The 26,385-nt window shown below is 59.2% G+C and carries 22 protein-coding genes and 8 pseudogenes; 18 read left to right on the forward strand and 12 right to left on the reverse strand.

The window, feature by feature from the left end:
• The 4 genes and pseudogenes from AC0L3O_RS33290 to glmM all read left to right on the forward strand — a co-directional run.
• Positions 1-237, forward strand: a pseudogene (locus AC0L3O_RS33290) (YggS family pyridoxal phosphate-dependent enzyme); the annotation flags it as partial.
• Positions 238-252: 15 nt separating this feature from the next.
• Positions 253-381, forward strand: a pseudogene (locus AC0L3O_RS33295) (dihydrodipicolinate synthase family protein); the annotation flags it as partial.
• 70 nt (positions 382-451) lie between these two features.
• Positions 452-608, forward strand: a pseudogene (locus tag AC0L3O_RS33300) (hypothetical protein); the annotation flags it as partial.
• 213 nt (positions 609-821) lie between these two features.
• A complete protein-coding gene (gene glmM, locus AC0L3O_RS33305) occupies positions 822-2,174 on the forward strand; it encodes a phosphoglucosamine mutase (protein WP_473617839.1) in 1,353 nt (450 codons plus the stop codon).
• 4 nt (positions 2,175-2,178) lie between these two features.
• Here the strand turns inward: glmM and AC0L3O_RS33310 are convergent.
• Positions 2,179-2,408: pseudogene (locus AC0L3O_RS33310) on the reverse strand (DDE-type integrase/transposase/recombinase); the annotation flags it as partial.
• 56 nt (positions 2,409-2,464) lie between these two features.
• On the opposite strand from AC0L3O_RS33310, the pseudogene AC0L3O_RS33315 reads away from it, so the two are divergent.
• Positions 2,465-2,674 (forward strand): annotated as a pseudogene (locus AC0L3O_RS33315) (ATP dependent DNA ligase); the annotation flags it as partial.
• 77 nt (positions 2,675-2,751) lie between these two features.
• Here the strand turns inward: AC0L3O_RS33315 and AC0L3O_RS33320 are convergent.
• The 3 genes from AC0L3O_RS33320 to AC0L3O_RS33330 form a co-directional block, all read right to left on the reverse strand.
• Positions 2,752-3,342, reverse strand: a complete 591-nt coding sequence (locus AC0L3O_RS33320; protein ID WP_473617840.1) for an SOS response-associated peptidase — start codon at positions 3,340-3,342, stop codon at positions 2,752-2,754.
• Positions 3,343-3,715: 373 nt separating this feature from the next.
• Positions 3,716-4,303, reverse strand: a complete 588-nt coding sequence (locus AC0L3O_RS33325) for an alpha/beta hydrolase family protein (RefSeq protein WP_473617841.1) — start codon at positions 4,301-4,303, stop codon at positions 3,716-3,718.
• Positions 4,304-4,399: 96 nt separating this feature from the next.
• Positions 4,400-4,684, reverse strand: coding sequence for a PHB depolymerase family esterase (locus tag AC0L3O_RS33330; protein ID WP_473617843.1), 285 nt, complete (start codon positions 4,682-4,684; stop codon positions 4,400-4,402).
• A gap of 647 nt (positions 4,685-5,331) precedes the next feature.
• Here AC0L3O_RS33330 and AC0L3O_RS33335 point away from each other — a divergent pair.
• Both AC0L3O_RS33335 and AC0L3O_RS33340 read left to right on the forward strand, forming a co-directional pair.
• The gene (locus AC0L3O_RS33335; RefSeq protein ID WP_473617844.1) at positions 5,332-6,156 is read left to right on the forward strand and encodes an ATP-binding protein; all 825 of its coding nucleotides are present in this window, start codon (positions 5,332-5,334) and stop codon (positions 6,154-6,156) included.
• A gap of 99 nt (positions 6,157-6,255) precedes the next feature.
• Positions 6,256-6,558: a DUF982 domain-containing protein gene (locus tag AC0L3O_RS33340; RefSeq protein ID WP_473617846.1), complete on the forward strand. Its 303-nt coding sequence runs from the start codon at positions 6,256-6,258 to the stop codon at positions 6,556-6,558.
• Between the two features lie 687 nt (positions 6,559-7,245).
• On the opposite strand, the gene AC0L3O_RS33345 is transcribed toward AC0L3O_RS33340, so the two are convergent.
• Positions 7,246-7,515 (reverse strand): hypothetical protein, encoded by a 270-nt coding sequence (locus AC0L3O_RS33345; protein ID WP_473617848.1) that lies wholly within the window; start codon positions 7,513-7,515, stop codon positions 7,246-7,248.
• 159 nt (positions 7,516-7,674) lie between these two features.
• Here AC0L3O_RS33345 and AC0L3O_RS33350 point away from each other — a divergent pair, with 159 nt between their 5' ends.
• The 7 genes from AC0L3O_RS33350 (at position 7,675) to AC0L3O_RS33380 (ending at position 14,723) form a co-directional block, all read left to right on the forward strand.
• Positions 7,675-8,499, forward strand: coding sequence for a MurR/RpiR family transcriptional regulator (locus AC0L3O_RS33350; protein ID WP_473617849.1), 825 nt, complete (start codon positions 7,675-7,677; stop codon positions 8,497-8,499).
• A gap of 72 nt (positions 8,500-8,571) precedes the next feature.
• Positions 8,572-9,717, forward strand: coding sequence for an ABC transporter ATP-binding protein (locus tag AC0L3O_RS33355; protein WP_473617850.1), 1,146 nt, complete (start codon positions 8,572-8,574; stop codon positions 9,715-9,717).
• A gap of 1 nt (position 9,718) precedes the next feature.
• A complete protein-coding gene (locus tag AC0L3O_RS33360) occupies positions 9,719-10,672 on the forward strand; it encodes a carbohydrate ABC transporter permease (protein WP_473617852.1) in 954 nt (317 codons plus the stop codon).
• Entirely contained in the window at positions 10,669-11,502 is an 834-nt protein-coding gene (locus tag AC0L3O_RS33365) for a carbohydrate ABC transporter permease (RefSeq protein WP_473617853.1), read from the forward strand. Before AC0L3O_RS33360 ends, AC0L3O_RS33365 begins: the two co-directional genes overlap by 4 nt.
• A 41-nt stretch (positions 11,503-11,543) precedes the next feature.
• Entirely contained in the window at positions 11,544-12,803 is a 1,260-nt protein-coding gene (locus AC0L3O_RS33370; protein ID WP_473617854.1) for an ABC transporter substrate-binding protein, read from the forward strand.
• Between the two features lie 270 nt (positions 12,804-13,073).
• On the forward strand, positions 13,074-13,760 hold the full coding sequence (locus AC0L3O_RS33375; protein WP_473617856.1) for an HAD family hydrolase: 687 nt from the start codon (positions 13,074-13,076) through the stop codon (positions 13,758-13,760).
• A 45-nt stretch (positions 13,761-13,805) separates the two neighbouring features.
• Positions 13,806-14,723 (forward strand): CehA/McbA family metallohydrolase, encoded by a 918-nt coding sequence (locus AC0L3O_RS33380; protein WP_473561031.1) that lies wholly within the window; start codon positions 13,806-13,808, stop codon positions 14,721-14,723.
• A gap of 1,252 nt (positions 14,724-15,975) precedes the next feature.
• Here AC0L3O_RS33380 and AC0L3O_RS33385 read toward each other — a convergent pair.
• The 3 genes from AC0L3O_RS33385 to AC0L3O_RS33395 all read right to left on the reverse strand — a co-directional run bounded on the left by AC0L3O_RS33385 (position 15,976) and on the right by AC0L3O_RS33395 (position 20,715).
• Positions 15,976-16,794, reverse strand: coding sequence for a MurR/RpiR family transcriptional regulator (locus AC0L3O_RS33385; protein WP_473617877.1), 819 nt, complete (start codon positions 16,792-16,794; stop codon positions 15,976-15,978).
• Positions 16,795-17,061: 267 nt separating this feature from the next.
• Positions 17,062-18,885, reverse strand: coding sequence for a hypothetical protein (locus AC0L3O_RS33390; protein ID WP_473617857.1), 1,824 nt, complete (start codon positions 18,883-18,885; stop codon positions 17,062-17,064).
• Between the two features lie 171 nt (positions 18,886-19,056).
• Complete coding sequence (locus AC0L3O_RS33395; protein WP_473617858.1) at positions 19,057-20,715, reverse strand: pyridoxal phosphate-dependent decarboxylase family protein; 1,659 nt, start codon at positions 20,713-20,715, stop codon at positions 19,057-19,059.
• Between the two features lie 829 nt (positions 20,716-21,544).
• Here AC0L3O_RS33395 and AC0L3O_RS33400 point away from each other — a divergent pair.
• A pseudogene (locus AC0L3O_RS33400) lies at positions 21,545-21,804 on the forward strand (ISL3 family transposase); the annotation flags it as partial.
• 713 nt (positions 21,805-22,517) lie between these two features.
• Complete coding sequence (locus AC0L3O_RS33405) at positions 22,518-23,399, forward strand: 50S ribosomal protein L11 methyltransferase (RefSeq protein ID WP_473617860.1); 882 nt, start codon at positions 22,518-22,520, stop codon at positions 23,397-23,399.
• 41 nt (positions 23,400-23,440) lie between these two features.
• Here the strand turns inward: AC0L3O_RS33405 and AC0L3O_RS33410 are convergent, their stop codons facing one another.
• Complete coding sequence (locus tag AC0L3O_RS33410) at positions 23,441-23,752, reverse strand: type 2 periplasmic-binding domain-containing protein (RefSeq protein ID WP_473617862.1); 312 nt, start codon at positions 23,750-23,752, stop codon at positions 23,441-23,443.
• Positions 23,753-23,946: 194 nt separating this feature from the next.
• Here AC0L3O_RS33410 and AC0L3O_RS33415 point away from each other — a divergent pair, with 194 nt between their 5' ends.
• A complete protein-coding gene (locus AC0L3O_RS33415) occupies positions 23,947-24,192 on the forward strand; it encodes a flavin reductase (RefSeq protein WP_473617863.1) in 246 nt (81 codons plus the stop codon).
• Here the strand turns inward: AC0L3O_RS33415 and AC0L3O_RS33420 are convergent.
• Positions 24,189-24,482, reverse strand: a complete 294-nt coding sequence (locus AC0L3O_RS33420; protein ID WP_473617864.1) for a hypothetical protein — start codon at positions 24,480-24,482, stop codon at positions 24,189-24,191. The genes AC0L3O_RS33415 and AC0L3O_RS33420 overlap by 4 nt on opposite strands.
• Before the next feature lie 329 nt (positions 24,483-24,811).
• Between AC0L3O_RS33420 and AC0L3O_RS33425 the strand changes: the two are divergent.
• Positions 24,812-24,967 (forward strand): annotated as a pseudogene (locus tag AC0L3O_RS33425) (KTSC domain-containing protein); the annotation flags it as partial.
• A 60-nt stretch (positions 24,968-25,027) separates the two neighbouring features.
• Here AC0L3O_RS33425 and AC0L3O_RS33430 read toward each other — a convergent pair.
• Positions 25,028-25,156: pseudogene (locus AC0L3O_RS33430) on the reverse strand (IS5/IS1182 family transposase); the annotation flags it as partial.
• A 98-nt stretch (positions 25,157-25,254) separates the two neighbouring features.
• The gene (fni, locus tag AC0L3O_RS33435; RefSeq protein WP_473535620.1) at positions 25,255-26,301 is read right to left on the reverse strand and encodes a type 2 isopentenyl-diphosphate Delta-isomerase; all 1,047 of its coding nucleotides are present in this window, start codon (positions 26,299-26,301) and stop codon (positions 25,255-25,257) included.
• Between the last annotated feature and the right edge of the window lie 84 nt (positions 26,302-26,385).

Below are 26,385 nucleotides of genomic sequence, written 5' to 3' on the forward strand. Positions count from 1 at the left end.
GACATGGCCAAGGTGCGGCCTTGCTTCATTCTGCTGCGCCGGCTGCGGGACAAAGCCGTGAAGCACAACGCCGCGCTGACCGGGCTCTCCATGGGTATGACCGGAGACTTCGAGGAAGCCATCGAGGAAGGCGCCACTGTCGTGCGCGTCGGTCAGGCCATCTTCGGCAAGCGGCCGACGCCTGACGGCCATTACTGGCCGGGTTTCGTCCCCACCGATCGAGGAATTGAACCATGATTTTTCGCGAACGGCCTGTCTGCTTTTCCGATCACCCCCGCCGATCGTTCCGGCCGAGTCGACGTTGACGCGCTACGGAAACTGGTCAGCCGGCTGATCGCGGCTGAGGTCGATTCCATCAACCTGCTCGGCAGCACCGGCATATGTTGCAGAGATGGGCGCAGCGGCGAAGCTGCCAATCTCCCTCCTTGCGGGGGAGATGGCCGGCAGGCCAGGGCGAAACACTCCAGATACGCTGTTGAAGCATATCTCGCCGCTGAGTTGGGAACATATCAACCTGACAGGCATCTACACCTGGGAGACCGAGGCATCAGATGCCTGAAGGCTTTCGAACCCTTAGGCTACCGACCCCAACCCGGCGAGCCGCATGAGTTTCACGATCCGTTCGGGCTTAGCGCAAGATTTTGTACAGCTCTTGTCCTCACCCCAGATTGTGAGCTAAGGACACCTTTCGTCCTGACAATCATGGTATTCTGCAAAGAAGATGCGGAGTGGCAAGCGGCCAGTCACTCGGACGCTGGCTGCCTGTGGGAATGTCCACGAGGCGACACTTGGGTGAATCATATATGGGCACGTCGAGTAAGATGACGAGACGATATTTCGGAACGGACGGGGTCCGGGGAGGGGCCAACAAATTTCCGATGACCGCCGAGGTTGCGATGAAGGTCGGCATGGCTGCCGGCCTGTCGTTCCAGCGCGGCCACCATCGCCATCGCGTCGTGCTCGGCAAGGATACGCGGCTGTCGGGCTATATGATCGAGAACGCGCTGGTCGCGGGCTTCTGTGCCGCCGGCATGGATGTGTTCCTGCTGGGGCCGATTCCGACGCCGGCGGTCGCCATGCTGGCGCGGTCGCTGCGCGCCGATATCGGCGTGATGATCTCGGCCTCGCACAACCCCTATTACGATAACGGCATCAAGCTGTTCGGCCCCGACGGCTACAAGCTGTCGGACGAGATCGAGATGCGCATCGAGGCGCTGCTCGACCAGGATGTCGACATTTCGCTGGCCGACGCGGATGGGCTCGGGCGCGCCAAGCGCGTGGACGGCGTGCACGACCGCTATATCGAATTCGCCAAGCGCACTCTGCCGCGGTCCATGTCGCTGGCGGGCCTGCGCATCGTGGTCGATTGCGCCAACGGCGCCGCCTATAAGGTGGCGCCGGCAGCGCTTTGGGAACTCGGCGCCGAGGTCATCACCATCAACAACGAGCCGAACGGCTTCAACATCAACGAGGAATGCGGTTCGATGCACCCGGTGGGCCTTTCCAAGAAGGTTCATGAAGTGCGCGCCGACATCGGCATAGCGCTCGATGGCGACGCCGACCGCGTGGTCATCGTCGACGAGAACGGCGCTGTCGTCGACGGCGACCAGATCATGGCGCTGATCGCCGAATCCTGGCATCAGAGCGGCCGCCTGGCAGGCGGCGGCGTCGTCGCCACCGTCATGTCCAATCTTGGCCTCGAACGCTTCCTCGGTGAAGCCGGCCTGCAACTTCACCGAACCCAGGTCGGCGACCGTTACGTGGTCGAGCACATGCGCGCGCATGGGCTGAATGTCGGCGGCGAGCAGTCCGGCCATATCGTGCTGTCTGATTTCTCCACCACCGGCGACGGACTGGTCTCGGCGCTGCAGGTGCTGGCCTGCATCAAGCGCCAGAACAAGCCGGTCAGCGAGATCTGCAAAAAGTTCGAGCCGGTGCCGCAGCTCATGAAGAATGTGCGCTTTTCCGGCGGCGAGCCCCTGGAGGCAGCACCCGTCAAGGCCGCGATCGAGGATGCCCGCAACCGGCTCGGCAAGTCCGGCCGCCTAGTGATCCGGCCTTCCGGCACAGAGCCCCTGATTCGGGTTATGGCCGAGGGCGAGGACCAGAAGCTGGTCGAGACGGTGGTGAACGACATCGTCGGCGTCATGGCCGAGATCAAGACCGCTGCCTAGACGTGCGGCGCTTGATGCGCCGATGGTCCTGATCCGATTGTTGAGGTACTTGCTCTTGCGATGCGGATCGGCTTCAGCGCTGGTCGCGATTGATTCCGCAGACGGTGTTCGGCGTCGCAGGAAATGATCGCCTCATGATTGGTCAGGCTGCCGTCGATGACGATGCGATCCGGTCCTGCCGTGGCGCTCCAGGGCCTTCCGGAAGAAGCGCTTGGCTGCCGACAGGTCGCGGTGTTACACCGATGATGGTCGTCTGATGTACGCGGGCCGCGCCGGCACGGGCATCACGGTTGCAGGAGCTCAAGCGATTGGCTCGCCGGCTTGCGCCACTTCAGACAGCTCGAATGCCCCTCGATGTCCCGCCGCCGCGCGAGAGCCGGTTCGGCCCGCCGCTTGAACTGTCGCGCGTACATTGGGTCAGGCCTGAAATGGTGGTCGAGGTTGCCTATCTCACCTGGACGGAAGACAATCTCCTGCGCCAGGTCTCGTACCAAGGCGAGCGTCAGGACAAGCCAGCCCGGCAGGTGGTGCGTTCCGTCCCCATCCCTGATCGGCATCGGTCGCCGATCGCTTCATTTCATCCGACTTGCTCTACCTGCAGTGTGCTGGGTGGAAGGGCCTTGATCAGCGACTTCGCCGAGACCGAAGCGTCGAGCCAGTGCGCCCACACGCTGCGATCGAGGATAACAATCTGCCTGTCGTGATAGGGCGCGATATCGGGCCCAGGCTCCATCGTCAGCATGGTAAAGGCTTCGCCGACCTCCGGCGTGTCACGCCAGATTCCAGCAATGCAGAAGATTGGCTCGTCCTTGTTTGTGAAGAGCCACTTGTCTTTTCGCTTCTTCTTGGGGTCTATCGGATCGGTGAACTCGTAAAAGCCGTCCGCCACGATGAGACACCGGTTCGACGAGAACTCCCTGCCCTCTGAACGGAAATTATAGACCGGCCGCTTGTTCGGTCCAGGCCAGCTCCAGCGCCGCTGCACCAAGTCGCCCTCGCCGAGCACGCCCTCGATCGTCCTGATGATCGGCGCCATGTCCGTGATCTTGATGTCTTCGCGCGCCTCGATGTTCGGCGCGCCTTCGCCGAAGCGGATCTTGATCTTGAGGTCGGCGAAGTCCTCCACGATCGACGCGACATCCACCGTCAATCGATCTTCATTGCACATCGGTCCTCCGTCCGATCGCATCGCACCGCGATCGTGATCCTATTATGTTCGCTCAACCATGAGCGCGAACGATTTCGATTCCGACGCATCGCTCGAAAAACCCCGGGTGGTCATAAGGCGCTGCGGCGGCGATGTTGATATGGCAGGGCTGCCTTGGGGCACGCTGGATCGCGGTAAACATGGACCCCTTCCTCTTCGCACGACAGCCACAGTGCGCGTCAGGATGGCTGCCCGAACGGGTGAAGACCCCTTTGGGGCTTCAGCTCCGCCAGGCGTTGGCGAGCCCCGCAGGCTCATCTTGGCCGAAGAGGTTGGCTCGATATCGAATTTTGCTGATCGCGCAGAGGTCCTAAGGTCCGTTGTTTCGGCGACGCTAGTGCATCAAGCCTGCCGATCGGAGAGCCTCCTCTATGACTTTTCGTATTCCCGCGGCGGAGTTGGGCTTTTGAGAAGGCGGGATGTTTGCACGTTTCGCAGAGTGAGGGACATTGGGAACCCCAGCCTTGGGCGTCGAGAAAGCGCGTGCGAAGCCGGGCGCGAGCGCCTCGTTGTTGGCTTTTGCCGGCTTGATCTTCGCATCTCGCTTTAGGCACTGCTTCGCTATTCCCCAGAACCGCGCGATGTGCCGGGTAGAGGAGATACCGGCTTCCAGCATGAACGGACCCCCAACGCCAAGTGCGGCGTCGCCGGCCGTGTCAAGGGGCGTACCGTGGCCCATTCCGGCGATGCGATATTCCTCGATCGCCTCCTGCCCTTTTGCATTGCACCAGACATGCCGCGAATGACCATCGACCCTTTCTGACCGGGTAGAACGTGCATCGAGCCCGTGAACGGCCCGCCATTGCGCAATGATCGCATCAGCGTTGGAAGAAACTACGGCTTGATCGGCGGAGCCGTGCCAGACGGATACCGAAGGCCAACGACCTTGGTGCGGCGAGGCATCGCGCAGGGCTTTCTGCAATTGCCGTTCAGGCCTCAGGAATGGTCTTTGCGCTTCCATACGGCAGGCCAGCGATGATCGCGCCGCCCGCAAAAACCTCCGGGTAGCAAGCCAGCATCACCGATGTCGTGGCGCCTCCGGCAGAGAGGCCGGTGATAAAGATGCGCCCACGGTCGAGGCCATCTGGCGGATGGAAAGTGCCTCTCCGCCGTTCCGCTTTGTATCGCTGGGCACGAACCAGTTGAAGCAGAGGTTGGCGTTTTTTGCGCGTTGCTGCTCGGGAAACAGCAGCGCAAAACCTTCCTGATCGGCCAGTTGCGACCAGCCGGAACCATGGTCGTAACCGGCCGCGGTCTGCGTGCAGCCATGCAGCACTACGACGAGAGGCGCCGCTTCAGGCAAATCATCCGGAACATAGATCCTCGCCCGCAAGGCGCCCGGATTGGAGCCGAAGTCGCCCTGATCCGATAACTAATCGCGGCCTTGGCCGTTGCATTGAAAATCCTGACCGGCGCGCAATGCGGCAAGGCGGGCGATGGTGTCGGAGATTTTTCGCAAATCAGAATTCCTTAATTCCTCGTGGTCGGTCGCTACGATGGCCACGCTGCGCACAACGCACGTGCAGCAATATCGTTGCTGCACTGCACAATAACAAGTTTCATTTGTACTGTTTCGGAGCGCCTCCAGGTCACCTCCCGCTCTAAACGGGGCTGGCGTAGCGATAGCGGCATTGCAGCCGATGTCCGGCCCCTTCGATCTTCGAAAAAATCTCCCTGGTCAAACCTGGTCAAACTTCTTCGGGCGATCCTGAAAGCTGCCCCTGTGATTGCGACCGCTTAACATCAGGTGTCGGTGGGAAGTGGTTAGTCAGCGGTCCACCTTCAGTGGCGCGATCGGAATTGGCTGCTATGAAGTTTGCTGCAACGATCAGCATCGGGGGGATTGGTGAACGAGATCGCGCACTTCGCGGTGAACACGCGACTGACACGAGTTCTAGGCGAAACGTGTTGATCAAGCGAAGCGGCATTGAAAGAGCTGGTCGATAATGCGTGGGACGCGACGCCAACAACGTCTGGATCATCCTTCCCGAGCCACTAACCGATGACGCAGTTACAGTCCGCGACGACGGCACCGGAATGACGGCGTTAGAGGTACGCGGCGAATACCTGAACATCCCAAGCGACAAGAGGACCCGTACTGGCGAACGAACGGCCAAGTTCAACCGGAAGGTCAAGGGACGTAAGGGGATCGGCAAGTTTGCCGGCCTGACGATCGCCAGTCGGATGGAAGTCGTCACCGTAGCGCGGCGGCGCCAATGCACGCTGTTAATCGACAAGAACGAACTGGTCGAGAACTCGAAGGATTTTGAGGCTGTGCCTCTGCCGTTCGTAGAGGATGACATCGATGATGTCGTCAGCGGAACGACAGTCACTTTGACCGAACTCGAAAGTCGACTGAACTTTCCGACTCCGGATAGCCTGCGGGAGGTTCTCATCCACGAATATGGACGGGAGGACGCTTTCAAGGTTTTCGTGAACGGCCTGCCGTTTTCGGTACAGGATGTCCCCGGAACGACCACTCAAACGACTGCCCAACTACCGACCTTCGGGCACGTAAATCTGAACTTCACGATAGCCGACGGGAAGCGGCCGCCACGATCGCCAGGAATAATCTTGGAGGGCGATGGCAAGGCGGTTGGAAAGCCGATGCTGTTCGGCCTGAACGAAGACGAGGAGATCCCGTCCAAGCTTGCCAAGGAGTGCAGAGCGCGCCGCGGGAAACCACCAGAACACGCGCGACGAGCTTTTATCGAGGCGGCGGAAGACGCTGGTACTCTGGTGGAGTTGGTGAGGTGTGCCGCCTCCCCATCTTGAACCGTCATCAGGCTGACAACATATTTCTGCGATGGTCGCTGACGATCCCAACGGCGGCTTCATCACACCCGCGAGCCGTTCGACAAATTGGAGGAACGAATGAACGCCACGGCTTTCAGCAGCCCCATCTTCGTGAAGAACGGGGTTTACATGGTGCAGGAGATCGCCGATCTCGTGGACGCAATCGATTTTCTGGAGGAGTGGCCGGAGGACCGCCGCAACCTGATCCATGAAACAGCCCTTCGCGCATGCTACCAAGCGCATGGTGGGCTTAGGCCGATGAGCGTGGCGCGCGATGCCTTTTTGGGCTTTGCCAAGCGAGCCGGAATCCTGGAAGACCCCGAAGCTGTTATGCCGTGGATCGCTGCTTCCAAATCGGGCAGCGGGAAGGTGCAGGTGTAGACCCATTCGGCGGCCTCGCCTTCTTTACCGCTAAGAGTTCCAGGTATCGGTGGATGCGCGTTGCTCATTGTGTGGATTGGCAGCACAGCGTCACCCGACCCACAACTGAGAATTTCAATGACTTTATCGTGCCGATCGGCGCGGTGACCCCACGCCGATTGACAGGCGTTTGTCGCCCTTCGCGCTTGACAAAGTTTAGGGGGAAATTGCAGTGGCCGTGGGAACACTCGAGGCATAGAAGGATGGGGCTATCTCGCGCGCGGCGACCGCGCGAAAACCGGGGGCGACGTTTTCGTTCACATAACGGAAAGGAAACCGTGAGGATTCGCTCGACGTCACCAGTGCGATCAGCCCGCGTTCTGGCCCGGCCATGTCCAGATAGTTCCGGACCTGGCGCGGTAGTGCTGGGCTTGGCTGAACATTACTCATCCAGTCGATGACGACCCCGCGGTTTTCCGTGAACCTAAAACCGATGGCGTCGGCGAAGCCTGCGGTCGCATGTTCAAGGTCCTCGTCAAACGCTGAGGCATAGACCGGAACTCTGGCGCAAGGGTAGACCGTAGCTCGGCGATTCGGGTAAGGCGAGGGTTCTTGAGCGCACGGATGGCCTCACCAAGCGCCGCCGGGACCGATTCCGCTTTCGAAGGGCTGAGATCCGCGAGAGGCTACGGATCGCTCGATGGTCGCTCACGCATGGCCGAGTCCCAGCAACTGGCGAACAAACAGTTGCCCATCGGTTGGAATAAAGCTCCACTTCGTCACAAAACTGAAATTAAACACCGATATTTGCTGCTGCGGTACGCCGATGGCTGACTGCGAGCGTATCCCCAACGTCGCGACCGGGGCCGTCGATGAGTTGATCTCTTCTCTGACTGCCCGGAGCAAAATGACCAGTCTGCTTACTCCCTGGCGCAGCGTCTCTGCTGCATTAGCCGTCAACGGTGTCTTGTTCGGCACCTGGGCATCTCGCGTGCCCGCGGTGGTGGCCCGCTTCGATCTGAGGGGCGGGGCTCGGAGTGTTGTTGTTGTTTCTGGGGCTCGGCGCGCTGATCTCGTTCCCTATCGCGGGCCGGCTTTCCGACAGTCAGGGCGCTTAAAGGAACAGGTATTTTGGTAATGAACATCAACTCACCGGCGACGACAGCGGCACGGCATGAGAATATCCTGGTTCGTTTGCAGGAGGACTTCGATCTTCTGCCGAATGCGCTCGCGCGAATCGCCAAGTACATGCTGGAAAACCCTGAAAAGGTGCTGCACCAATCCGTCGCGGAGCTAGGCGAATTCGCGGGTAGTGGTGAAGCAAGCATCTTGCGGCTATGCCGACAGATCGGCTTTTCCGGCTTTCGAGATTTCAAGCTTGCGCTGGCGGCGGAAATCGGCCGCCCCGGGCTTCATTCCGCGGGCCCCGAACAGCCGGATCAAGTCTTGAAGTCACTGCACGATTCCATGGCGCAGAACCTTGCCATCGCACACAGCAATGCGGATCCCGAAACGCTTGCAAAGGTGGCCGCAGCACTTGCGGCAAGTCGACGGATCGATCTCTATGGAGCGGGGATGTCGGGTGTGACGGCTGAACTTCTTGCTTATAGGCTCTTGCGTGTTGGGCTTACGGCCTTGGCGTTCAGAAGTTCCAACATGGCTCACGAGGTCGCCAACGGGCTCGGTCCGGGATGCGTGGCAATCGGCTTCTCGATCTCGGGTCTGTCGGTTGACACCGTGCAGTTCCTCAAGACGGCCCGTTCCGCCGGGGCGGTGACGGTCGCCATCACCAACCGCACTCGCAGCCCCTTGGGTGAAACGGCAGACTTTAACCTAAAGGCTTCGAGCCTCCATGACCTCCCGATCGGTGCAATGCTGACGCCGATGGTCGGCAAGATCTTCGTCATCGAGAGTCTGATGGTGGCGCTTGGCAAGGCGATGGGGCAACCCGTCCAAAAATGAAACTAAACTCCATTATGTCATGAAGATGAAATAAAACCCCAATACAGCTGCCGCCAACCGAAAGGAACCGAAATGGCAGCTTTGGACCTCCATATAGACAAGATCAGCAAGAGCTTTGCGGCGACGGCTGTCCTTCGCGATGTTTCCCTTCGAGTCGCCGCCGGCGAATTCGTCACCCTGCTCGGGCCTTCCGGCTGCGGCAAGTCCACGCTTCTGCGCATCATAGCGGGGCTTGAGCGTGCGGACCAGGGTCACGTGCGCGCCGGCGGCAGGGAACTGGACAGTGTCGCGCCGAAGGATCGAGACTTGGCCTTCGTATTCCAGAGCTATGCGCTCTATCCGCACTTGAGCGTCTACGACAATATCGCAGCGCCGCTGGTCATGCGGGAACTGACCAGCCTGGAACGGCTTCCCGTGATCGGCCCTCTGCTGCCCGGAGCCGTCGAACGAAATTGCTCGATCGAGGCGCGAGTCCGGAAGACCTCTGCTCTCCTGAAGCTCGACACGCTGCTGGATCGCCGCCCGGCGGCACTCTCCGGTGGACAGCGGCAGCGCGTGGCACTGGGGCGCGCAATGGTGCGCAAGCCGAAGATCTTCCTGATGGACGAGCCGCTGGCGAATCTCGACGCGGCGCTGCGCATCCACACGCGCGGCGAAATCGCGCGGCTCCACAAGGAAATGGAGACGACAACGGTGTTCGTGACCCACGACCAGGCTGAGGCGGCAGCGCTTTCGGATCGGGTTGCCGTGATGTTCGGCGGCGAAATCCGCCAGATCGCAAGTCCCGCCGATCTCTATCGCGATCCCATCGATCTGGAGGTGGCGCGATTCCTCGCGCAGCCGTTCCTGAACGAACTGGCTGTGACCGCGCCGATTGGCGGCGCACTTCCGATCGGCGGCAGCAGGATCGTCATTCGCGATGCGCTCGGATGCCGAGAGGCCGGAACGCTGGCTTTCCGGCCCGAACATGCGGCCCTGGTCGGTCGCGATCAGCAGGGCGCTTTGCCGGTTCGCGTCATGCGCATCGAGCATACGGGGACTGATGCCCAGGTGTTTGTCGACGACGACGGCGCCGAGTTCGTCGTCCGCATTGCTGCCGAGCACGCTCAGTCGCTGCAGGTCGGAGAGGATCTCGGACTGACGATCGACCCGGAAAAGGCCTGGTTCTTTCCCGCAAGTGGATCCCGGCACCATCGCAACCAGATGAAGGCCGCGTGACATGGCCGCGGTCGACGACATCTCGGTCAGTCCGATGACCACAGAAATGCGGACCCGGTATCGGTCAGAGGGTGACCAGGCGAAGGCCGGCATCATTCTCGCATCGCCGGCGACGCTGTTGCTGGCGGCTCTGTTGATCGGACCTGCCATTCTCGTCCTGGTCCTGTCGTTCACGGACGCATCGCTCGGATTGGTGGGCCTCCGCTTTGTCGGACTTGACAATTATGCTCGCATGCTGAGCGACCCGGGCTTGGCGATCAGCCTGCGCAACACTGCGCTCTATGTGCTCGTGGTCGTGCCGGTTTCGATCGGGTGGGGTCTGCTGGTCGCACTCCTCCTCGCACGCGCGCGCTTTGCCGCCTTTTATCGCACCGTCTACTTTCTGCCGGTCGCCGCGACCCTCGTGGCGCTCGCCACCGCCTGGGAAGCGATTCTGCATCCCAGCCTCGGCGTCGCCAACGCGCTGCTCCAGATCCTCGGCGCCTCGCCGGTCAGGTTCCTGTCCGATCCGTCGACAGCGCTCTATGCACTAGCGGGAATCGGCATCTGGCAACTGGTCGGCTTCAACATGATCCTCTTCCTGGCCGGGCTCTCGATCATTCCGGAGAAACTCTACGAAGCCGCAGCAATTGACGGCGCGGACAGGGGGCTGAAGCGCTTCCTGCTCGTGACCTGGCCAATGCTGGCGCCAGTGACGATGTTCGTCACTGTGATGACGATCATCCGCGCATTTTCGGTGTTCGAGACGGTCGCGGTCCTGACCCAAGGCGGGCCAGTCAAGTCGACCACTGTCATTCTCTACACCTTCTATGAGGAAGGTTTCCGCTTCTTCCGAGTAGGCTATGCGTCGGCGATCGCCGTTTCTTTCTTCGTCTTCGTGACCTTGCTTTCGCTCCTCCAGATGCGGTTTTCCGACCGCCGGGGCGACGCGAAAACCAGGGGCGGCCGGTCATGATCGTTGCCCAATCCGCCGCATCCCGCCTTGTCGCGCACACGGTGCTTCTCGCTGGCGCGATCGTCATGGTCTTCCCGTTTCTGTGGATGCTGCTCGCCTCGGCGACGCCGCAGAGCGAGATCTTCGACGGCGGCATGTTTCCGATGCCGACCGTTGCCGGCGCGATCGAGAACTACGAAAGGGCGCTGACAGCGATCCCACTCTTGCGCTTCATGGCCAACGGCTTGATCGTGTGCCTTGCCATCCTTGTGCTGCAGATCGCCATCGCGATCCCGTGCGGCTATGCGCTCGCCAAGCTCTCCTTTCCGGGCCGGCCGCTCCTGCTCGGCGCCATCCTGCTCGGCCTTCTGGTGCCGGTGCAGATCCCGACCATCCCCATCTATATCGCAATCGCCAAGTCGGGCCTCGTCAACAGCTACGCCGCGCTGATACTGCCCTGGATCATCTCGGTCTTCGCGATCTTCCTGTTCCGGCAGTTCTTCGTGACCTTCCCGGACGAGGTGCTCGATGCGGCCCGGCTTGATGGATTCAGCGAGCTTTCGATCGCCCGGCGGATCATGCTGCCCGCGGCGTGGCCGGCGGTCGCCTCCTTCTCGATCTTCTCCATCGTCGCCCATTGGAACGACCTCTACTGGCCGCTGGTGGTGACAACCAATCCCGACATGATGACGCCATCGCTCGGTATTGCCTATTTCCGGCAATCAGGTGAGGGCGCCGGTCATGTCGGTGCACTTATGGCCGGAGGCGTTCTCGTGACCGCGCCTTTGGTCGCCGTGTTCCTGCTCATGCAGAAACACTTCATCCGGGGCCTCGTGCTCGGCCGACACTGACCCCGACTGCTTCCCACCCATCAGAACCTCAGGAGAGCAATGTGAAATCCTTTGCCTTGACCCTTGCCGCCGGAATCGTTGCCGCCGGTATGGCTGGCCCGGCAGCTCATGCGGAAACGACGCTCGATGTCCTCTATGCCTGGCCCGAGCACGAAGTGCTCCACAAGTCGGTCGCCGAACCCTTCATGGCGGCGCATCCGGATACCAAGATCAACTTACTGGCCGCAGCCCCGAGCTATGACGAAGCCGTCCAGATGCTGATCCGCCAGAGCATGGCGGGCCAGTTGCCGGACGTCTCCTTAGTCGGCTTCAACGTGCTGCGCCCGCTAATTGCCCGCGGGCTAGTTCAGCCGATCGACGATCTCGTTGCCGCCGACCACCTGACCGATGAGGGCTACACCGACCAGGTTCTGTCGCTGGCAAAGACCGACGGAAAGCTCTACGGCCTGCCTTTCGCCATGTCGACGCCCATCGTCTATTACAATGCCGACCTGGTAGCCCAGGCGGGCGGCGATCCGAACAAGATCCCGACCGACTGGGACGGCTTTGTGGCCCTTGCTGGCAAGATCGGCGCGCTCGGCGACGGCACGTCCGGCATGTACTATGAGGTGGGTGACGACGATTGGACGACGCAGAACCTGGTCCGCAACCTCGGCGGCCAGATGATGAACGACGAGGAGACCGATATCGCCTTCGACGGTCCGGCGGGTCAGGCTGCGGTCAAACTGTTCAAGCGGTTCCATACAGAGGGCGCGCAGCCGGCTATCGACAACCGAGCCGCGAGGCAGCTCTTCTACGCTGGCAAGCTCGGCTTCTACTTTGCCTCCACCGGGGGCGTCAGCGGGTTCGAAAACGAAATCGGTGAAAGGTTTACGATGCGCACCGCCCTGCAACCGCTCGGCGCCGAGAATGCAACTATGCCGACGGGCGGTATGGTGGCCGTGATCCTAACCAGCGACCCCGGGAAGCGCGCCGCCGCCTGGCAGTATATCAAGTTCGCGACCGGTCCAGATGGCCAGAGTATTGTCGTGCCCAACACCGGCTACATGCCGACCAACACCCTTGCCCTCGACGAGGATCATCTCGCCGACTTCTACGAGAAGCACCCTAATTGGTACATCAGCGTGCTGCAGACGCCGCGTGCCCGTCCGTGGTTCGCCTGGCCCGGAGACAACGGCGTCGAGATTGCCCGGGTCATCCAAGACGAAATGACCGCTATCGCGCTTGGATCCAAGGAGCCGGAAGCGGCCCTTTCCGACATGGCCTCGCAGGTTCGCGCGCTCCTGCCGAGGACCAACTGACCTTCGGCTTTTGGGGGCGCCGGCACGGCGTGCGGCGCCCCTTCGTTTCCAGACCAACACCTTGCGATGCAACGCCCGGAGCCACCAGCGGCGACCTGGTGGCAGCAACGTAACATCATTGATGCAGTGATGCGGGGCGCCACGTTACCCAGGGCCGGTCTGACGAAGATGATCGAGCACGCCAACTCCCTGAAATGCAACACAACCCCGAACCCCGAAACCACGCCGCGCGGAAGAGGCTCCGCGTGGCAAATTGTCCGGTAAAACAACATGATCGAACTGGTTATTTTTGACTGCGACGGCGTTCTCGTCGACAGCGAACTGATTGCAGCCTGTGTGACCGCCGAGCTGCTCGCCGAACTGGGAGCCGAGATCTCCGGCGAAGAGGTTTTGATGGCTTTCGCCGGTCTCGACGCGGATGCAAACGTCAAGCGTATCGAGTCGGATTACGGCATCGCTTTGCCGCAGGATTTTGATGATCGTGACGCGCGCAAACTCGAACTAGCCTTCGAGGCTGAACTACAGCCGATGGCTGGCGTGATGCTGCTTCTGCAGAGATTGGACGTCCCGTTCTGCGTCGCCTCCAACAGCAGTCACGCACGGCTGCGCCAGACCTTTTTGCTCACGGGTCTCGCACCCCTTATGGAAGGCCGTGTCTTCAGTGCCGACGACGTGACGCGCGGAAAGCCGGCCCCGGATCTTTTCTGGCACGCCGCTGCCCGGATGGGTGATATCCCCGCCGATCGCTGCCTCGTCATCGAAGACAGCATCGTCGGCGTGACCGCCGCCCGCGCGGCCGGCATGCGGGTGATCGGGTTCTGCGGCGGTAGCCACATCCGTACCGGTCACGACCTGCAGCTGCGCGCGTTGGGCGCTGAAACCGTGGTGTCGGATCATGATGCCCTCGGCGCATACCTCCCACTTACAGGCGATGTGGCTTCCCACCGGACCGCATGACCTTCTTCCCAGCAATCCTTCCCATCTCTTTTCAGGACCCCAAACATGGCTACACTTGCGCCTTTCTCGTTGCCCGGTCGCTTTCTGCGTGGCAATTTGCATACGCATTCCGATCGCTCGGATGGCAAACTGTCTCCCAAACAGGTGATCGCAACCTATCGCGATGCAGGGTACGATTTCCTCGCCATCACCGACCATTTTTTGGCGGTGTTCCAGTGGCCGTTGGTGGATACCCGCAGCTTTCAAAGCGCGCGCTTTACCACCCTGCTCGGCGCCGAATTGCACGCACCGCGGACCGAGATGAGCGATATCTGGCATATCGTTGCCGTGGGACTGCCGCTTGACTTCGCCCCGGCCGGCCCCGACGAAGACGGCCCCGCTTTGGCCCGCCGTGCCCGCGCAGCCGGTGCTTTCATCGGCATCGCCCATCCAGCCTGGTACAGCCTGTCGCTCACCGACGCTGAAACGCTCGACGCCGCCCATGCGGTCGAAATCTATAATCACGGCTGCCATCTCATGCATGACAAGGGCGAGGGGGGCTATCTTCTCGACGGCATGCTGGACAAGGGGCATCGTCTTCTGACTTATGCCTGCGACGACGCCCATTTTAAGCTTCCGGATTTTGGCGGCGGCTGGATTGAGTTGAAGGCAAATGCCAATGAGCCGGAGACAATTCTGAACGCCCTCAAAGACGGGCATTTTTACTCGACCCAGGGCCCTCGCATCGATGAGATCGCGATCGCCGCGGATTCAGTTGAGGTCGTCTGTTCTGCTGCCAAGGGTGTCCTGGTCGCCGGCCAAGGATACCTCTCGGCCTACCATTTCGGCACAGGCCTAACGCGGGTGAGCCTGCCGCTTGAATCGCTTGCGGAAAGCCCCTGGTTGCGGGTGATCATATTCGGCGAGGACGGAAAGAGAGCATGGTCCAACCCGATCTGGAAAGACAACCTCGTCAAAGCATAACCGTAGCTGGGTCATCTGCGACTCCCGGGGTCGCAGGTCTTCTGAGCGTACTCCAGACGGCGCGCGCCCGTCCGTGGTTCACCTGACCCGGTGACAACGGCGTCGAGATCGCTCAAGTCATTCGCGACGAGACGACGGCATCGCGCTTGGCTACAAAGAAGCGGAAGCAGCTCTCGCCGACATGGCGTCGCAGGTTCGCGCACTCCTGCCGAAGATCAACTGAGCCTCACCTCCAGGGGCGCCGTCGCCTGTGCGGCGTCCCTTGCTTATATTCGCGGATTTTTCTCATGAAACTCAATCACCTGACCAACCTTGACTCTTCGGCTTCGATCCTGCCGAGACGTGACTCATTCCGTGAGAAGAACCATGCCTTCTCCACGTCGATCGGGAGTCCAGCGTACTCGCCAGCGCGCAGGGCTACGGCACGCTCGGCGTCGACACAAATAACAAATTCGGTTCGGTCCCCAGAAGACACGAAAGCATGGGCCTCGACGCCCAAGTGCTCGATCCGTGAGACTCGAACCGGTATCGCTGCAGGGTGTTTCCGGTCAACCAGAGATCCCAGTTCGGACCGGAACGCAATGGTCCAGGCTCGTCGGAGCCAATGGCCATCCCGGAGAAGCATCTTGTGGGTTCCAACGGTCACCGCACCGTTGACCGGCGCCCCCTACGGGGGAGTGCGTTGAGAAAGGTTTGGGTCAGAAAGCGGCCAACGTCGAGGTCGACCGGATCGCCGGTGGCGCGACTTGGCCAGTCTCGCAGCCGAACATCACCGCCACACGATCCGAAAAGGCAGCCGCCTCCGCTTGATCATGGGTCTAAGAGCGCCGCCCCCAAAGACGAGCAATCTCACTCCGCGTATGGATGCGCAGCCCGGCATCGAGGTTGGCGAGCAGTTCGTCCATCAGGCACTTATCGCCCAAACGCGACGCGCTGCCGCTGTCTACCCGAGAGCGCCGCCGGGCGCCGATCAAGAAGCATGTCGAGCTTTAGCAGCGCCGAGGTCTCCCGGACCCGCTCCTCGATCCCGTGCTGGCGTTCGGTGGCTCCGGGCAGCAGAGCGGGTGCAGCAATACATCGTATACACTCAGATGCGGATAAAGCGTGTAGCTCTGGAACACGAAAGCCAGGTCGCGATCCTTGGGCGGCTATGTGGAGGTCCAAAACTGCCATTCCGAGATCCTTTCGGCTGGCGGCAGCTGTATTGGGGTTTTATTCCATCTTCATGACAGAACGGAGTTTAATTTCATTCTTAGGCAATCGCTCGATGGCATTGCCCCAATGCCAGCATTAGGCTTTCGATCAAGAAGATCTTTCCGACCATCGGCGTCAGCATTGCACCGATCGGGAGGTCATGACGGCTCGACGCTTGCAGGTTAAAGTCTGCCGCTTCACCCAGGGGGCTGCGAGCGCGGTTGGTGATGGCGACGGTCAGTGCTCCCTCGGAGCGCGCGCGCTTGAGAAACTGCACGGTGTCAACCGACAGACCGGAGATCGAGAAGCCGATCGCCACACATCCCGGACCGAGCCCGTTGGCGACTTCGTGAGCCATGTTCGAACTTCTGAACGCCAAGGCTGTAAGCCCAACACGCAAGAGCCTATAGGCAAGCAATTCAGCCGTCACACCCGACATGCCCACCCCGTAGAGGTCGATCCTTCTGCTTGCCGCAAGCACCGCGGCGACCGCCGCGAGGCTTTCGAGATCGGTATTGCTGTGTGCGATGCCGAGGTTTTGCGCCATGGTGTCATGCAGTGACTGCAGGGCGCCGTCCTCATTTTCAGGACCAGCGGGAGGCAGTCCCAGACGGCCGACCTCTGCCGCCAGCGCAAGCTTGAAGGCGCGAAAACCGGAAAAGCCGATCTGCCGGCAGAGCCGCAGTATGCTTGCTTCGCCACTGCCCGCGCATTCCCTTAACTCGGCGACTGATTGGTGCAGCACCTTTTCAGGGTTTTCAACGATGTACTTGGCAATGCGAGCAAGCGCATTCGGCAGAAGATCAATGTCCTCCTGCAAGCGAGCCAGGATGCTCTCGTGCCGTGCCGCTGTCGTTGCGGGTGAGGTGATGCTCATTGCCAAGATACCTGTTCCTTATGAGGCCGAAGAGCCGAAGAGGAAAAGAGGAAAACAGAAGTCGTTTCCTTAGAAACCCAAAATGCCTCGGTACGAGATAGCATAGTCGCGAGGTCCGGGGCTGGCTTCCCGCGCGTTATGTCGGTGGCCGCTTAACTGACGTAGGACTCATGGAATCTGTCTGTGTCTTCAGATTGCTTGCTGGTATTCTGCCCAACGCGATCCGTATCATGTGCTACTACGCGGCGAAGTCAGAGCGAAACCCACCTACAAAAATGCACTGGTTGGAAGCTGTAATTCCTTGGCGAGAGCTTCAAGCGCATTAGTCAACTCAGGCGCTGCAGACTGATCATCTATCTCATATGCGGATAACGCAGCAATCAAAAGATCTGAGCACCGAAGCGATGTCTCTAGTCCGAACGCTTGATGTATAGATTCTAGCTGATCCATTGCCACCACACTTTTGCACCCAGCTATAGCGCTAGCGCGGGCTAACAATGCCCGCACGGCGAACCAAACGTTTTTTGGGGTCAAGGCAAGGCCGGTTACTTCGTACTTCCCAAGCTCAAGAACAATAGGAAGATTTCGGCCCAGCGCGCTTAAAGGCCAAGCCTCCTCCCGGGGATCAATATGTCTGAGCTCCAGCCACTCGAGTACATCCCGGCTCCAGGTAGCAGTTGAGATATCTTGCTCCCGCGGCCGCGCCCAACTTCCTTCCGCATGTAACATCAAACAGGATAGAAAACTTGAGACAAGTCGCTCAAGTTGGTCACACCCAAATGGATGATAATAGGAGCTAATTTCGAAGTCTATGTCACTGCGCACTGTCATTAGGTGCTGCGATATAGAACCTCGTAGCAGGAGTTGGTAATGAGAAGTCAAGTCGAATGAAGCACAGCAGGCATCCCATATCGTTCTAATTATATGCAGCACGGAGCGCGATCGCTCCGCCGCCGCATGGATACCTAGCTCTGTCTGGAGAGATCGGACTTTTTCGATGCTGCAGATTGCCGGGCTAAAAGCGGTGTGCGTTGCACTCGCTTGAACGTCCCATTTTGTGTCATGATCAAACAACACAAGCATTGCGACGGCAACACGATACTTGAGCCATTCTACGCGATTCTCGACAGTTGCGCCCTCTTGGGATAGCAGTGCTGCCTCTACGTTGTGTGTGAAAAATATAAGAAATTGCTTAAATTCGTCGTCTCCACGCATCCGGCGGAACTTAGAAGCAGTTGCGGTATAAAGAACATCAAGCGGCGACCCGAACAAATCTGTTACGAGGTGACCTACTTCATGGGGGGAAAGGATACTTGTATCGTTCTCAACGACTGGTGCCTCGCTGCCGAACGTGATGTTTTGGCATACCTCGCGTATAGCGGCGTCGGGCATGGCGAGTACTGAAATTGCTTTGAAGGCGAGTTCAAAGTTATCAAGGGGCTGCTCCTCAGAGCCAGAACCGACATGGTCGCATACGAATGACAGAGCCGAATCTGGATCCCGGAATGCTCGTGCCCAGTTTAGCGCGATAGTCATTCTCGACAGAGGTGCCCAAGAGATGTTGGGATTGTTGTGGACAATTAGATCTTCCCAATCAATTGCGTAGAACTTCTTGCCGCAAATGGGAATGAGATTTCGAGGAGCCAGCCCCGCCCACTCAAGTCCTACCCGACGCAATGTCAATAGAAGGTTGGAGAGTGTTTCTCTTGACACTATATGAGCGTAACATTTCTCTTCGTGAAGAGTTTTACCAACGTAACGGCTTACCAGCCAATGCCCATTTTGGGTCTGAATCAGCCGAGGAACAATAGGAATAAGTGGACCGTTCGAAAGTCGTTCTCTTGCCAATAATGCGTTGTTGCATTCGCTGGACACGATTTCCTCTTGCGACCGTTTCGCGACAAAAATCGTTTCATCAAAAGCGAAGAGCCGAAAGTTATCCGGGATATCAATTAGTTCCCTATTGCATCTGAATGGATACAGATCGGGAAAACATTCGGCTTCTGTTACCGCGGCCTGCAAGGACGATGCGTTTATTGTGCGCGGCGTGAACGGCGCATTCTCTCTCCATGCTTGCAGGGCTATTTGCATATTTTTACATCCGCTCTGGAGGTTGTATACCTAACAGAGATTTGCCCGAGTGGATTGGTATCGAGCTGGATGTCAATACACGCTGTATTTGCGGGCAACGTGTAGTATGTCGTCTGCCGCGCAGCATTAAAGCGAATTTGTCGTGTCCGGTAAATGTGACAGCGAAGGACGCTACCATGAGGCAGGACTCGCTGTGTTGTCTATCGCCAAGTCTACATTCGTATTCTCCGATATGTTCTGCCTAAGCCACTTACAGTGCGGTAGAGCAACCTCCCGAATTTCATGCCAGATCTCGATCCTTGTCCCTGGGTCAATTGACGTATGACCTATTGCCATAGCGGCGACCTCATACTTGCGACCGGAGCCTAGGCCGATTCGATTATCAAGATCGGCCAACATGTAACTGTCTAGGCATACCTTGCCGCGTCTATACAGGTCTGCGCTAAAATTGCGTGTTGCCAAACTAACTAGATTGGCGAGCCTCGTACTCTCGACGTTGTCATCATGATACTGCTGTAGCACCTTCGTTAAATCATGTGGTAAAAGTACGAAAGCCTGTCTGTAGAAGATATTGCTGTTCAGGAGGCAGAACATTTGTGTAGCCGCAAGGTCCGATGTCATGGACGCGTTCAGCGATGAGCGTGCGTCAATTGCGTCAGCGATGCCGCTCAGTCCCAGATGCTTGATCAGAAGCCATAATTTGAGCGAGTGGAAACCTCGGGAGCCCAAAAACGGTGTGATTAAGCCTAGATCGAGGTTAACTGGATCATCAAACTTTTGCGGGTATCTGCAGAATGGTTTTAGTGACGAAGCATCCTTGAAAAGGACATAGCTTGATGGATACGGGACAAAAAGACCCTTGTGAGGATCCAACGAGACTGAGTCCGCCCTTTCGATCCCAGAGACGAGCGCCCTATGCCTCTCGGAGAACAGAAGGCTTCCACCATGGCAGGCATCAACATGAAGCCACAGTCTATGTTCATCGCAGATCTCGCGCAACGAGTTGATCGAGTCAATGTTGGCAGTACGACAATTTCCCGTTACGCATACAACTGCGAATGGCTCTCGGTCAGAAGGGCAATCGCGCAGAACCTCCTGTACTGAGTGTGGGTCAGTCGTATAGTCGTTGGTTGCGTTGCACCAAAGAATATTATCTTCTCCGATGCCAAGGACACGCGCTGCTGCAGCGAAAGAGAAGTGCTCTATTCCTCGTGCGAGAACGAATGTAGGCTTCTTTGATTGACTTGCGAGACCCTCTTTTGCTGCGTTCGGAAAATGGTTCTGCATCGCAGCTAGGAGAGCTATATGGTTCGACATGTTCCCGCCGGTAGTCCACAGCCCTCCAACCTGAGCCAGGGAAAAGTCAGGCCGGTTCATATCTGATGTCTGATATCCGACTAGCTGTCTGAGCCAAGAAATTAGCTGTATTTCTATCAATGATGCGGATGGCGCACTCCGGTCGACTGCGATAAGGTTTTGGTTCAAGAAGGGAATCAATAGGTCGGCTGCAATAGCACCCACACTGTTCCCTGTGTCCGGGAATGCCAGATAGCGCTTGTCATGTTGAGCTATAGCCGGGTGTACGACTTGGCGCAGCAAGGTTTGTAGCAGCTCGCTGTATGTAAGACCGTTGAGCGGGAGCGGCTCCGCGATCAGAGATTTGAGGTCTTCCAACGCTGTGTAATTCAGGACGCCGCCAGCTCTAAGCTCGGCGCCGGATACGAACTGCAGGCCTATTTCGAGTATGTCATTGAAAAGTTGTCGCTGCTCGGAAGTGACTGTATTTCCTATAAACCCCTTGGCATACGCTGCATCTCGAGATGAATGCACGTTGATCTCCCTCTCCCCGACTCGGCAAAAACGTCGGACTGTTTTTCGGCGATCGCCTTGATCTCGGTACAGTTTGCCGGAAGATCCTCGGCGACCCCGCGCGGCGAGACCAGAACTTTATTCTGCGCCTTCGAGTTCAGGATAAGGCGGGTGTGGTGGGCCTTTGAGTCGCAACCGCCATCAAGATTTGCTGCGCAAGGGTCGACAAGGGCGGCGCGCCTGTTCGGTAGGGGCGGTTTCGCCGAGGCCCCTTCCATAGAATGCTATCTGATGCGGATTTGACATTTTGGTTTTCTTTCTTCGTTCCATCGATCGCTGTGTCATCCACGAAATCGGTCGGCGGCTTCCCGGCTCGCAACGAAGAGTTTCAAAACTCGTGCCAATTTGGCCGACCCAGCAGAAGAAAAACATTGTGATTGATTTCAGCGGATTAGCCTGAGGCCAGACAAGAGCTCGGCGAAATAGCCGGTGTCGCGGACCCAACAAAGGCGACAGAACAGTGTCGGATAGTACGGTCGTCAGACGCCAGACCGGCGACACCTTCTTTATCAGTTGTCCTGTCCTGGAATGATGGCAGGCCAACTGACCGTATTGACCCATAGGGGAGGCCTCCTGGTTGGCTCAGGGATCACGTTCTTGCTACGTGCCTCGTTATCGGGTCTTTGGGCACAAAATCGCGGAACGAACGCCGATTTGCTGGGCCCTCGCACAGATCCGTACGCGCGGAATTCCCGGAGCCGGCGTACCTCGGGTATTTGACGGCGACCGGTCGCGCTGCCAAGATCACTAGGCCAGTGACTGGCTCCCACGACCCAACTTCACCCTTCCGATCGCCGGCTTCCATTCCATGATCCGCAAGAAGGTGCCCGACAATTTGGAACCGTGGATCGCTGACGCCAGCAAAAGTCTCATCGCGTCTTTCGCCAAAGGCATCATTCGCCAGCACGCTGCCCTCCGCTTTGCGATCACCGAACCGTGGTCCAACGGACAAACCGAAGGCCAGATCACCAAGCTCAAGCTGGTGAAAAGCCAGATGTACGGGCGGGGAAGCTCAACCTTTTGCAACCCAGGCTGATCGGCGCAACATGACGTCAAACTCCATCGAGAGTGCGTCAGACCCGAAAGGCGCTCCCAGCCCTTGTGTACCTGGACGTCCCGACGACGAACATCGCCGCACTCGTTCTTTCCCTCAATCGCGATTGTCATTCCACCGCCATCTCTTTCTCTCCGGGCAAAGCGACACTGATGGACTGCTCCGGCCTAACAAACCGTATTTGACCAGAGAATTTACCAGTCTCATGTCGACTCGCGGATGATCTCGTGTTCGGTGACACATTTGAGGGCGACCACGATCTGCAAGCAAGACAGGCGAAGATGACCGTGTCGGGGATTCGACAAAAACCCGACAGTGGTGTCAGGGCGGGGCCGATTCCCAAAATGGCAGACAGATATTCCTTTGTACTCTCATGTAGGCATGTAGGCATGTAGGCATGTAGGCGCTTGACTGAGCCGTTTCTGTGTGACTGGCACCATTTTTGCTGCTCCCTCGTCGCGAGTTGAATATTCATTCGCTCTTCAGCAGAGGCTTGCCCTCACAGGGAGATCTACAATGCGTGCGACGTGGAAGACGTTGTCCCACATTGACCTGCGCCGCTGTGCCGTTTTTGAAGTTTGAGCCCGGCGCAAGAACACTTTGTGGCCCGGTTGAATAGCTTCATACGCCGGACTGCCCGTTCTCGATCTTCGTCCACGATGAGATCGTCGGCTTTTTCACCCACCGTGAGTTTTATGAGGATATTAAAATGAACGAAATCGCATTACTCGATCACGCAGGGTCTAAAGTCCCCAGGTGGCACTTCATAATGATGCGCGACTCCGTCAGAAATGCAGCAATAGAGGCGGCGATAGCCTCTTGTAGTCTCAGAGGAAAGACTGTTGTTGAAATCGGAACGGGCGCTGGCCTTCCGGCAATGCTCTTCGCCAAGTATGGGGCTCGAAAAGTATTCACATGCGAAATGGACGAGCGAATTGCTGACGCGGCGCGGGAGATTATCCGGGCGAACGATTTGCAGGATCGCATCGCGGTGATTGCAAAGTCCTCAAGGCAAGCGATTCTGGACGGCGACCTTCCTTCGGCGCCTGACATCATTTTTACCGAAACATTGGACGCTGGAGTAGTTGGTGAGGGATATGAAGCGATCGCGGAAGATATCCGCCAAATCGCCAGTCCCACTACAGTAGTGATGCCAGAGCGGGTTCAGCAACTCGGTTTCCTCTGCACTGACAGCCAAGCCTTTGAGAATAATTCCGTCTTTAACCAATGTGGGTTTGATCTGTCCGGTTTTAATGTGTTTGCCGAGCGTTCATATTTCCCCGTGAGCCAGATACTGCACGAACCGGTATGTCTCTCGCCAACTGTTCTTTTCAGGAGCTATGACTATCTAAATCCGGGCGCTTTGGATCCGGTAGAACATCAAGTCATTGTGTATAGTTCCGGCCTTTGCCACGGAATGACGTCATATTTTGACGCCCATTTTGGGAAGTTCCTCGTCTCTTCTAGAGAACGGAGGAGCCATTGGCCAACGGCTTTCCACCCTTTACGAGAACCTTTATCGGTCGAATCTGGGCGGCGCTATTATTTGAGAGGCGATAAATCTGGGTTGATCGATTTGGTTTCGATATGAATGGATGAACTCGTACAACGCGTGGATTTCTGCCCAGCTACCTAAGCGCGCGAGCGGCGACAAGCGACGTTTGGATTATGGGAGTGGCCTGCCCCATGGTAGCCGATGGCAATGCCAAGACCGCGTAGCGCCGCGTCCATGCACAAATGCATGCGGTTGAAGAACAGGTGGCTGTCGAGATCGTCCAGCATGACGCCTGCCGCTTCGCAATAGCGTCGCCACCAGTAGAGACCGCGCTCGTGGATCAGCCTGTGCGCAGCGTAGAAGCCCGGTGAGGCCGGATCAGGGCCCTTCGCGACCAATGCGGGCGAGGCGACCGGGAAGGCGCTGAGATCCAGGAGGGTGCAAGGCATCGTGAAGGTGTAATTAGCAGGAAGCTATCCAGATGACACTGACCGAACCCGTTCCCCAGATTAAACCCGGATCCCCCTGAAATCTGCCATGCGGCACCTGGCCGGAGCCGTGTCCGTGGTTACCGCAGGTATTGGCGACGCACAGACGGGCGCGACCCTTACGACCGCACTCACTGTTCGTCGAGCCGGAGGTAATGGTCGTCAGTATCAACCTGAACTCGTCAACCTGGGCAGCAATCAGGCGGCATAGGCATTTCTGCGTGAACGTGCGTCATGCCGACCAGGTCGCGATTGCCGACCGCTTCGCCGGAGGCGGCGGCCTGAAGGGGGTGGAGCGTTACGAGGGGGCTCGCTGGTTTAGCCTTGCGACAGGCGCGTTGGCGCTCGACGGTGCGCTTGCCGCCGTCGACTGCGCAATCGAAGACATGATTGTCCGCTAACAGGGAAAGCAGGATCCGATCTTTTCGCCGACCGTGGCGAACCCCTGGACGAAGGAGGAGATGCGATCTCCATCGAGTTCACTTTCGTCGCCGGTACCGATTCGAACGAGCTTTCTGCAGCCGCGCCGTCCTTTTTTGATCCGCAGGCATCCGCGGCAGCCCTCGCACAAGTTGAGGATGCGGGGTTTCAAACCGTCGTGATCGATGGCGCCGCCAGCCGCTTGAGCAACTTCGATCTTGCGGCCAACGCGGCGGCGTTGACCTCGTCGCTTCAGGTTGTTCTTACACATTGGGCGGGGGTCGTCGCGCCGACAGTGGGCGGCACGCCAGCTGCTCGACGCCGCCAGCGAAGGCCGCCTGGCTCTAAGAATTCTGGCTGACGGCATTGCCGAAGACGACGTCGCTACAGGTTATCGCGACCTGCCAGCGGACGGACGAATATCTGAGGCTGTTGAAGAGACTGTGGTCGAATGACAACCGTTCGACCATGAGGGTCCGTTCTACAGAGTCCGTGGCGGGTTCGTTCCGAACAAGGGTCTGCGCGGTTTGGGAATACCGATCCGGATGAGCGGGCTTTCCGGGACCTCCCTGAAGGTCGGCGGCCGCGAAGCGCAAAGTCCTTTCGGTGTGGTTCGTCGCCAGCGGCAAACGGTACGAGTTTGAGGACGTGCCGCCGGAGACCTTCGCCGCGTTCGAAGCCGCCTTCGCCAAAGGCCGCTTTTTCAACGACCATATCCGCAACCAATTCCGGCACCGCCTGGTTGGTACTCAATAACGAGCTTCAATGGCCTGAACCTGTCGACGTCCGACGGAGAGTTTCTGTCATTCCTCGCGTCTGGTCTAGCCGCACCAGCGCTTCATTGACCATCAGCCGGATCAGGCACAGTGGATGATCGGCTGGAGCGAAATCCTCCAACCGCTTCATCGTGAACAGCTGCTCCATGAACACCTCGCTCCCGCGCATCGAACCGCTTCGCCAAGGTGGATCAGTAGTCTATGTTTTGGCGTAAGCATTTCAGCAGCCTGCTCGGCGCCCGCCGGCACGTGCGGGCGACGCCGGCATCAACCGGCGAGCAGATGCGCCGAGGGCAACAAGCGCGCCTGACGCAACGCCGCCAGATCAGCCGAGCCGGTGCAGAAGCAGGCGACGGCCAACTGGCGGATGACGATCTCGAAATGCGCGACAACCGCCTCGGTGGACACCGTCGCTGCGCGCAGCACGCCGGCCGCCTGCCCGGCGATGTCCGCGCCCAGGTGGATGGCCTTGGCCACGTCGACGCCGTCGCGGATCCCGCCCGACGCGATCAGCTTCACCGTTGGCAGCGCCCGACGTACCGCCTGCACGCTGGCCGGGGTCGGAATCCCCCAATCGGCGAACGCCATCGCCACAGCACGGTCGGCGGCATCGCGGGCGCGCTCGCCCTCCACCGCGGCCCAACTGGTGCCGCCGGCGCCGGCGACATCGACCACCGCCACGCCCGCCTCGACGAGCGCACAGGCCACCGAGGCGGACAGGCCCGACCCCACTTCCTTGGCCACGATCGGCACGCCCACGCTGCGCGCGGCGCGAGCGATCTGCGCCAGGACGCCGCGCCAGTCGCGGTCGCCCTCCGGCTGTACCGCTTCCTGCAGCGGATTGAGATGGACGATGAGTCCATCGGCCTCCAGCGCATCCACCGCCCGGCGCGCCAGGTCCAGGCCGTCGGCCTCGCGCAGTTGCGCGGCGCCGATATTGGCCAGCAAGGGAATGTCTGGGGCCAGGCGGCGCAGCGCGCGCGTCAGCCCCTGGGAGTTGCGGGATTGCAGACTCACGCGCTGCGAACCGACGCACATGGCGATCCCCAAGGCTTGCGCTGCCTCGCTCAGATGCCGGTTGACGGCCGCAGCGCGTGGCATGCCGCCGGTCATGGAGCTGATCAGCAGCGGCGCGCGCATGGTCTTGCCCAGCAGCGAGGCGCGCAGGTCGATCTGCGTCAAGTCCAACTCGGGCAATGCGCAGTGTTCGAAACGGATGTACTCCCAGCCCGCGACCGTGGCCGGCGCCGTTCGCCGATCCAGCACGATGTCCAGATGGTCGTCCTTGCGCCGGCTCAGGGCGGTGTCGCTCATGCTCGCTCCATCCGTCCCATCGGGCGACGGCGTTGCGTCGGATCGGACCGACGGCAGCGCGCGCACGCCGCCGTCTCCCGCGCG

It is taken from the genome of Mesorhizobium sp. WSM4810 (assembly GCF_055811235.1).

Coding starts and splice junctions, on each gene's coding strand:
- AC0L3O_RS33420 (WP_473617864.1), bottom strand. CDS start 24,482: ATGTGTAAGAACAACCTGAAGCGACGAGGTCAACGCCGCCGCGTTGGC.
- glmM (WP_473617839.1), top strand. CDS start 822: ATGACGAGACGATATTTCGGAACGGACGGGGTCCGGGGAGGGGCCAAC.
- AC0L3O_RS33365 (WP_473617853.1), top strand. CDS start 10,669: ATGATCGTTGCCCAATCCGCCGCATCCCGCCTTGTCGCGCACACGGTG.
- AC0L3O_RS33390 (WP_473617857.1), bottom strand. CDS start 18,885: ATGCAAATAGCCCTGCAAGCATGGAGAGAGAATGCGCCGTTCACGCCG.
- AC0L3O_RS33355 (WP_473617850.1), top strand. CDS start 8,572: ATGGCAGCTTTGGACCTCCATATAGACAAGATCAGCAAGAGCTTTGCG.
- AC0L3O_RS33350 (WP_473617849.1), top strand. CDS start 7,675: ATGAACATCAACTCACCGGCGACGACAGCGGCACGGCATGAGAATATC.
- fni (WP_473535620.1), bottom strand. CDS start 26,301: ATGAGCGACACCGCCCTGAGCCGGCGCAAGGACGACCATCTGGACATC.
- AC0L3O_RS33410 (WP_473617862.1), bottom strand. CDS start 23,752: ATGCCTTGCACCCTCCTGGATCTCAGCGCCTTCCCGGTCGCCTCGCCC.
- AC0L3O_RS33340 (WP_473617846.1), top strand. CDS start 6,256: ATGAACGCCACGGCTTTCAGCAGCCCCATCTTCGTGAAGAACGGGGTT.
- AC0L3O_RS33385 (WP_473617877.1), bottom strand. CDS start 16,794: ATGAGCATCACCTCACCCGCAACGACAGCGGCACGGCACGAGAGCATC.
- AC0L3O_RS33360 (WP_473617852.1), top strand. CDS start 9,719: ATGGCCGCGGTCGACGACATCTCGGTCAGTCCGATGACCACAGAAATG.
- AC0L3O_RS33375 (WP_473617856.1), top strand. CDS start 13,074: ATGATCGAACTGGTTATTTTTGACTGCGACGGCGTTCTCGTCGACAGC.
- AC0L3O_RS33380 (WP_473561031.1), top strand. CDS start 13,806: ATGGCTACACTTGCGCCTTTCTCGTTGCCCGGTCGCTTTCTGCGTGGC.
- AC0L3O_RS33405 (WP_473617860.1), top strand. CDS start 22,518: ATGAACGAAATCGCATTACTCGATCACGCAGGGTCTAAAGTCCCCAGG.
- AC0L3O_RS33415 (WP_473617863.1), top strand. CDS start 23,947: ATGGTCGTCAGTATCAACCTGAACTCGTCAACCTGGGCAGCAATCAGG.
- AC0L3O_RS33320 (WP_473617840.1), bottom strand. CDS start 3,342: ATGTGCAATGAAGATCGATTGACGGTGGATGTCGCGTCGATCGTGGAG.